Source organism: Streptomyces novaecaesareae (assembly GCF_000716875.1).
Classification (GTDB): Bacteria; Actinomycetota; Actinomycetes; order Streptomycetales; family Streptomycetaceae; genus Kitasatospora; species Kitasatospora novaecaesareae.
The window spans coordinates 1-7,188 of sequence record NZ_JNWQ01000150.1 but is presented as its reverse complement, the minus strand read 5'-3'; the positions used below and the strand labels follow the sequence as shown (position 1 = coordinate 7,188).

7 protein-coding genes and 1 pseudogene are annotated in these 7,188 nt (G+C 74.4%); 3 read left to right on the top strand and 5 right to left on the bottom strand.

What is annotated here, in order from left to right; all coding sequences use genetic code 11:
- The first annotated feature begins 65 nt into the window (after positions 1-65).
- Together OP86_RS31700 and OP86_RS31695 are read left to right on the top strand one after the other, a co-directional pair.
- Positions 66-911, top strand: coding sequence for a polysaccharide deacetylase family protein (locus OP86_RS31700; RefSeq protein WP_280921474.1), 846 nt, complete (start codon positions 66-68; stop codon positions 909-911).
- A 17-nt stretch (positions 912-928) separates the two neighbouring features.
- Positions 929-1,417: a hypothetical protein gene (locus tag OP86_RS31695; RefSeq protein WP_157849901.1), complete on the top strand. Its 489-nt coding sequence runs from the start codon at positions 929-931 to the stop codon at positions 1,415-1,417.
- 49 nt (positions 1,418-1,466) lie between these two features.
- Here OP86_RS31695 and OP86_RS31690 read toward each other — a convergent pair whose 3' ends face one another.
- The 5 genes from OP86_RS31690 to def all read right to left on the bottom strand — a co-directional run bounded on the left by OP86_RS31690 (position 1,467) and on the right by def (position 6,166).
- A complete protein-coding gene (locus OP86_RS31690) occupies positions 1,467-2,456 on the bottom strand; it encodes a MerR family transcriptional regulator (protein ID WP_030261072.1) in 990 nt (329 codons plus the stop codon).
- Between the two features lie 73 nt (positions 2,457-2,529).
- Positions 2,530-3,975: an RsmB/NOP family class I SAM-dependent RNA methyltransferase gene (locus tag OP86_RS31685; RefSeq protein WP_030261076.1), complete on the bottom strand. Its 1,446-nt coding sequence runs from the start codon at positions 3,973-3,975 to the stop codon at positions 2,530-2,532.
- 135 nt (positions 3,976-4,110) lie between these two features.
- Positions 4,111-4,425: a hypothetical protein gene (locus OP86_RS31680; protein WP_157849900.1), complete on the bottom strand. Its 315-nt coding sequence runs from the start codon at positions 4,423-4,425 to the stop codon at positions 4,111-4,113.
- Between the two features lie 213 nt (positions 4,426-4,638).
- Positions 4,639-5,577, bottom strand: a complete 939-nt coding sequence (fmt, locus tag OP86_RS31675; RefSeq protein ID WP_030056179.1) for a methionyl-tRNA formyltransferase — start codon at positions 5,575-5,577, stop codon at positions 4,639-4,641.
- A 43-nt stretch (positions 5,578-5,620) separates the two neighbouring features.
- The gene (gene def, locus OP86_RS31670; protein WP_030056180.1) at positions 5,621-6,166 is read right to left on the bottom strand and encodes a peptide deformylase; all 546 of its coding nucleotides are present in this window, start codon (positions 6,164-6,166) and stop codon (positions 5,621-5,623) included.
- A 290-nt stretch (positions 6,167-6,456) separates the two neighbouring features.
- Here def and OP86_RS31665 point away from each other — a divergent pair.
- Positions 6,457-6,802: pseudogene (locus OP86_RS31665) on the top strand (hypothetical protein); the annotation flags it as partial.
- Positions 6,803-7,188: the final 386 nt, after the last annotated feature.

The following is a 7,188-nucleotide window of genomic DNA, read 5'->3' as shown; positions in this document are numbered from 1 at the left end:
GACGGCATACGAGATTTCTGCCTGTCTCGTGGGCTCGGAGATGTGTATAAGAGACAGGCCTCCTCCTGCTCAACTGCGACGACTTCGGCATGGACGAGTCCGTCAACCTCGCCGTGATCGACGCCATCCGGAACGGCATCGCCGCCTCCTGCAGCCTGATGACCCCGTGCGCCGCCGCCCCGCACGCACTCCGACTCCTGCGCCGACACCCGGAGGTCCCCTTCGGCATCCACCTCACCCTGGTCTGCGAGTCGCCCCACCTGCGCTGGGGCCCACTGGCCGCCCGCGAGCGGGTGCCCTCCCTCCTCGACGAGGACGGGGAGTTCTTCGCCCCCACCCCCGCCGGACGGGCCGAGTTGCTCGCCCGCGCCCGACTCGACCACGTCGAGCGCGAGTTCCGCGCCCAGATCGACGCGGTGGCGTCGGCCGGCCTCGCCCCGACCCACCTCGACTTCCACTGTCTCGCCGACGGCGGCCGCGAGGACATCCTCGACCTCACCCTCGCCCTCGCCGCCGAGTACGGCCTGGCGGTACGGGTCTGGCTGCCGCCCGCGGTGGCCCGGATGCGCCAGGGCGGCCTGCCCGTGGTGGACCACGGCTTCCTCGACAGCTTCGCCGTCCCGCCGGACGACAAGCCCGCCCACTTCGCCCGTCTGCTCGCCGCCCTCCCGCCGGGCCTGACCGAGTGGGCCGTGCACCCCAGCCTGGCCGGCCCGAACCCCCTTGCCCCGCAGGACGGTTGGCGGGTCCGTCGCACCGACCACGCGTTCCTGGTCTCCGCCGAGGCCCGCCGCCTGCTCGACGAGCACGACATCACCGTCCTCGACTACCGTCCGCTGCAGGCAGCCTGGCAACGGGGCCGAGAACGGCTCAGTCCCGACTTCCGCCCGCCGCCCGGTGTGCCACGATGAGGGAATACGAACGGCCGATGACCACAGGGAGGTTGACCACCATGGACCTGACCCTGCACTGCCACTGGCGCGACAAGGACGGTCAGTGGGCACTGACCGTCAGCCACAACGGCCACGACTGGGAGCTGTTCGCCGCCACGCCCTTCGGGTCCGAGTCCCTCCCCTTTGCGAACCCGGACGAGGTCCGCCAGCTCGCCCAGGCCCTGCTGGACCTGCCCGCCGAGCCCGAGCCCTACGAGTTCGAGTGGGAGCTCTCCCGCACCGAGGGCGCCCGGACGGAACGCGAGCGCACCCGCTTCGCGACCTTCGCCGTCGGGCTCGACCCCACCGACGACCACCGGCCGTACCTCGCCTACCAGTCCTACTCCCACTCCGGCCACACGACCGCACTCGGCCTGGAGGCGGTCTGCGAGGATCCGCCGGTCGACGAACTCCGCGCCCAGGCCCACGCCTTCCTCACCAACCTCCCCTGCCCGCCCCCGGCACAGCGCAAGCCGAAACCGTAGCCAGGCCCGCAACCCCGCAACCCCGCGACCCCGCGCCCCCGCAACCGGCTCACGCCACGGCGCGCAGCGCCCAGCCCACCTCCGCCGCCCAACTCTCCGGCGCGGCCCAACCGTTGACGACCGCCAGCAGTTCCAGGTACCGCTCCCGCCGCGGATCCGCCATCCCGGCCAACCTCTCCCCCAGCCTCTCCCCCAGCCGGGCCGGCACCACCCCGTCGGCGCCTCCCGGCACCATCCCCGCGTACCGCTCCAGCAGCTCCGCCACGACCACCGCCGCCGCCTCCGACCCCGGATCCACCCCCGCCGCGACCGCCGGCCCGGCCAACTCCCGTACCGCCACCCCCAGTCCAGGATGCGGCAGCCCTCCCGCACCGGCCCCCGCCGCCTCGACCGCCTCCGCCGCCTCCGCCTCGGCGAGCCCGCGCAGCAGCGCCCGGAACCCGTCGTCCCCCGCCAGCTGCGCCAACTCCACCCACGCCTCGACCTGTTCGACCGACGGATCCTCCGGCAGCTCCGGCGTCAACGAGCGCGCCGCGGCCGCGAACCGGCCACCACCACCGCCGCAGCTGCCGCCCCCGACACCAACACCGCCCCCGACCCCCAACCCCCCGAACACTCCCGCCAGGAACTCCCCGATCAGGCGCCCCCGTTCGTCCTCCGACAGCCGGGCCAACTGGTGCACGAACGTCAACTCCTCAGGTGTCGACCCGCGCCTGGCCACCGCCCCCAGCACGGCCCGCCGCAGCCGCAGCACCCGGATCTGCACGTCCAGCGCCTCGGCGTGCGCCGCCGCGACGGCGGGCAGCGCGAGTTCGCGCTCCAGCACTCCCCGGATCGCGGGCAGTCCGAGCCCGAGTTCCCGCAGGGTGCGGACCAGTTCCAGGCGGGCGACGGCGTCCGCGCCGTACCGTCGGTGGCCGACCGGGTTGCGGCCGGCCGGCGACACGATCCCCTGGTCCGAGTAGAAGCGGACGGTCTTGACCGTCAGCCCCGTCCGCCGGGCCAGCTCACCGATGGTGTACGTCGCGTCGCCGTTCATGGCCACCACCCTGCCGCCTCCCCCTACGGGAGGTGCAAGCGTCACCGCCGAAGGCGCGAACGACCGCTTCCGGTCAGGCCGTCCGCCGCAGCAGCGCGAGGTACATCGCGTCCGTCCCGTGCAGGTGCGGCCACAGCTGCACGTCCGGGCCGTCCCCGAGCGCCGGGACGCCGGGCAGCAGCGGGCGCGCGTCGATCCACTCGACCCGGCCGCCCTCGTCCCGCAGCACGTCATCCACGACGGCCCGGGTCTCCGCCAGGTGCGGCGAGCAGGTCGCGTAGCCGACCACGCCGCCGATCCGGGTGGCTTCGATCGCCGAGCGCAGCAGGTCCCGCTGGAGCGGCCCGAAGGCCGCGACGTCCGCCGGGCGCCGCCGCCAGCGCGCCTCCGGACGACGGCGCAGCGCGCCCAGTCCGGAGCAGGGCACGTCGACCAGCACCCGGTCGAAGCCGCCGGCCCGCCAGGCCGGGCGCGTTCCGTCCGCCGCGATCACCGTGTACGGGCCGGGGTTGCCCTCCAGCGCCCGTGCCACCAGCCGGGCCCGGTGCGGCTGCTTCTCGCTCGCGACGAGCGCCGCCCCGCGCTCGGCGGCCAGCGCGCCGAGCAGCGCGGCCTTGCCGCCGGGGCCGGCGCAGCCGTCCAGCCAGAGCCGGTCGGGGCCGTCCACGGGCGCCGAGGCCAGCGCCAGCGCGACCAGCTGGCTGCCTTCGTCCTGCACGCCCGCCCGGTTCTCCCGGACCGCGTCGATCGAGCCCGGGTCGCCGCCCTCGGCGAGGCGCAGCGCGAACGGGGACCAGCGCCCCGGCTCGGCCTCGGGCAGCGCGTCGGCCAGCTCGCCGACGGTGGCCCGGCCGGGGCGGGCGACCAGGGTGACCTCGGGCCGCTCGTTGTCGGCCCGCAGCAGTTCCTCCACGGCGCCGCGCCCGGAGGCGTCCGGCTGCCAGCGGCCGAGCGAGTCCCAGAGCGCGGAGACCACCCAGCGCGGGTGCGAGTGGACGACCGCCAGGTGGTCCTCGGCGTCCTGGTCGTACGGCGGGGCGACCTGCTCGATCCAGGTGTCCAGGTCGTGGGCGCTGATCCGGCGCAGCACGGCGTTGACGAACTTCGCCTTGCCGTCGCCGAGCACCACCCGGGCGAGTTCGACGGTCGCCGAGACGGCGGCGTGGCTGGGGATCCGGGTGGTGAGCAGCTGGTGGGCGCCGAGCGAGAGCACGTCCAGGACCGGCGGGTCGACCTTGCCGAGCGGCCGGTCGATGCAGGCCGCGATGATCGCGTCGTAGGTGCCCTGCAGGCGCAGGGTGCCGTAGACGAGTTCGGTGGCCAGGGCGGCGTCGCGCCGGTCCATGCCCTTCTGCTCGGCTTCGCGCAGGAGCGAGGGCAGGATCAGGTTGGCGTACGCGTCGCGCTCGTCGACGGCGCGCAGCGCGCGGAACGCGACGATCCGGGCCGGGTCCTTCTTCGGACGGCGGTGCGGGCGGGGTGCGCGCTTGGCGCCGGGGGTGCTGCTGGGCGTGCTCATACCTGTGTGCCTCAATGTGCTGCGGTGGTTATCGACCTCAACGATATCCCCTGCGGGAGGTACCACCCGAAGCCTCCTCCGCCCCGCATCCCCGGGGTGGAGCCCCCTCACGGGAGGGGGCTCCGTGACGGCTGGTCAGCTCGTCTGGCAGAGGGCGAGTGCCTGGGTTCCGTTGACGCCCACGGCGGCGGCGTTCCAGGTGTTGCTCTGGTCGGCCGAGGGGCCGTTCAGCGTCACCAGCACCGACGGCGGCGCACCGGTGGAGGGATCCGCCGTGACGTTCCCCAGATCGAAGCCTCCCGCGATCAGGAGGGTGTTCGCCGGGCAGGTGGCGGAGGAGACCGTGCCCGAGGCGGCCGGCGTGCCGGCGACCACCGTGGTGGTCGAGGCGCCGGCCGGAGGAGCGGTCGCCAGCCCGAAGGTCGCGGTCACCAGCAGTGCACCGGCCACGGCGGTCCAGGTACGCGGGCTCGTCCAGGTTCGCGGGCTCGTCCAGGTGAGTCGGGCCATTGGGATCAGCCTTCCTGGTGAGGAATCCCCCACTCGGACCAAGGTAGGCCCACCCCCAGCAGCCCGCGCGCCGAACAGAACCGCCCCGAACGCCCAGCCCACGCGACGAACAGAACCGCCCCGAACGCCCAGCCCGCGCGCCGAGCGCTCAGCTCACGCCCCGAACCGCTCCCCCGCCGCAAGCCGGGCGCCCCGGGCCCAGTCCGCGGCCCGCATCTCCTTCTTGCCCTGCGGACGGACCTCCCCCAGCTCGATGTCGTGGCTGCCCGTCCCGACCCGCACGCTGTTCTTGCCGACCATCGCGACCTCGCCGGGCGCCAGTTCGGCCGAGTCCGCCAGCAGCTTCACCGGCCCGGTGACCTTCAGCCGCTCGCCCCGGAACTCGGTCCACGCCCCCGGCGCCGGCGCGCAGCCGCGCACCACGCGGTCGACCCGCAGCGCAGGGTGGTTCCAGTCGATCCGGGCGTCCTCGACGCTGATCTTCGGCGCGAGCGTGATGCCCTCGGCGGGCTGCGGCACCGCGTGCAGGGAGCCGTCCGCGATGCCGTCCATGGTGGCCGCGAGAAGCCGCGCACCGGAGACGGAGAGCCGGGTGAGCAGCTCGCCGCTGGTGTCGGTCGGGCGGACCTCCTCGGTGATCACGCCGTAGACCGGGCCGGAGTCCAGGCCCTGCTCGATCAGGAAGGTGGACGCACCGGTGACCTCGTCGCCGGCCAGCACCGCGTGCTGGACCGGGGCCGCGCCGCGCCAGGCGGGCAGCAGCGAGAAGTGCAGGTTGACCCAGCCGTGCTCGGGGATCTCCAGGGTGCCGGGGCGCAGCAGCGCGCCGTAGGCGACCACCGGGCAGCAGTCGGGGGCGAGTTCGGTGAGCCGCGCGACGAACTCCGGGTCGCTGGGCTTCGCCGGCTTGAGGACCTCGATCCCGGCCTCCTCGGCGCGCTGCGCGACGGGGCTGGCGACCAGCTTGCGGCCGCGTCCGGCGGGGGCGTCGGGGCGGGTGACCACCGCGACGACCTCGTGCCGGTCGGAGGCGAGCAGGGCGTCCAGGGCGGGAACGGCGACCTCGGGGGTGCCGGCGAAGACGAGACGCATCAAGTGCCTTTCTGCAAAAGGGAGTTCAGGAAGCCGACGGAAATCAGCGCGCAGCGCCGAAGGTGCTGTGCGGCGAGACCTTGACGACCGGCGCGGGCCCGCCGCCCCAGTCCGCCTCCCGGATCGCCTTCAGCGCGGCCTTGCGCTGCTCGCGGTCGAGCCGGTCGATGAAGATGATGCCGTCCAGGTGGTCGGTCTCGTGCTGGATGCACCGGGCGAGCAGCTGGGTGCCCTCCAGGGTCACCGGATCGCCGTACATGTTGAAGCCCTTGGCGACCACGCCGTACGCGCGCTTGGTGTCGTAGCGCAGGCCGGGCAGCGAGAGGCAGCCCTCGGGGCCCTCCTGCTCCTCCTCGCTCAGCGACAGGTCCGGGTTGATCAGGTGCCCGGTGACGCCGTCCACGTGGTACGTGAACACCCGCAGGGAGACGCCGAGTTGGGGCGCGGCCAGGCCGGCGCCGGGGGCGGCCGTCATGGTGTCGGTCAGATCGCGGACCAGGTTGCGCAGTTCCTTGTCGAACACGGTCACCGGCTGGGCGGTGGCCCGCAGGACGGGGTCTCCGAAGAGACGGATCGGCTGGATCGCCACGGGCTACGGGTTCCTGTCCGTCGAGGTGTCGTGAGTCGTGCGGAGCTGCGGGCAACGGCTGTTCCGGCCAAGTCTATGCAACGCGCCGACCCCGCCCCCCATGCCCTCGGAGCATGCCCGCGGACCGTGCCCCCGGGCCGGCCCGGGGCCCTCTGACATATCCCGAGTCCGACGAGCCGCGTTACCCCGGCCCCCGCTTCGGCGTTGGTCAAGAGAGATTGACCGGGGCCGGGCGCACGGGACACCGCGCCCCGGCCGAGCTGAACCGTACGGAAGGTGGCACGTAGGCCATGGCCGAGCAGATCAACCACGACGCCCGGGCGCGGGCGAGCCTGCACCTGCTGGTGCGGGACATCGAGCGGGTGAGGCGCCAGGTCGACGCGCTGCGGACGCTCACCGCCCAGTTGGGCAACGTCTACCGACCGCGGCGCCCCAGCACCTCGGCCGGCTTCGTGGTGTACGGGCGGGCTCCGGCACCGACCGTGCGCCTGGCACAGGAGTTGCGGGAGAGCGTGGAGACCCTGGTGGCGGCGGCGGTCGAGTTCGACCGCGCGCTGGGCTTCTCCTGGGACTCGGTGGGCTCCGCCCTCGGGGTCACCAAGCAGGCCGTGCACCGCCGCTACGGCATGCGCCGCCCGACCAGCGAACTCCTCGCCGCCAGCGGCGCCGTCCCGGGCCCGAGCCGCCCGGACCGCTCCGAGGACCTGCCCGCCGTGCCGACCGGTGGCCTGGCCCCGACCGGCGGCCTGGCCACGACCGTCCCCGCCGCCCGCCAGGGCGGCCTGGACCGCAGCAGCCTGGAGCGCAGCACCCTCGACCGCGCCGCGCTCGACCGCACCCCCATCGAGCGCACCCCCATGGACCGCCCCGCCATGGACCGCACCCCCATCGAGCGCACCCCCATCGAGCGCACCCCCATCGAGCGCACCCCCATCGAGCGCAGCCAGTTGCGCGGCTGACCGCACCACCGCACGCACCACCGGCCATCCGGGGCGGGGTGGCCCACTCACCCCGCCCCACCG

Bases quoted from the DNA above. Each gene is read 5' to 3' on its own strand.
- OP86_RS31695 (WP_157849901.1), top strand. From the start codon at position 929: ATGACCACAGGGAGGTTGACCACCATGGACCTGACCCTGCACTGCCAC.
- OP86_RS31690 (WP_030261072.1), bottom strand. From the start codon at position 2,456: ATGAACGGCGACGCGACGTACACCATCGGTGAGCTGGCCCGGCGGACG.
- OP86_RS31685 (WP_030261076.1), bottom strand. From the start codon at position 3,975: ATGAGCACGCCCAGCAGCACCCCCGGCGCCAAGCGCGCACCCCGCCCG.
- fmt (WP_030056179.1), bottom strand. From the start codon at position 5,577: ATGCGTCTCGTCTTCGCCGGCACCCCCGAGGTCGCCGTTCCCGCCCTG.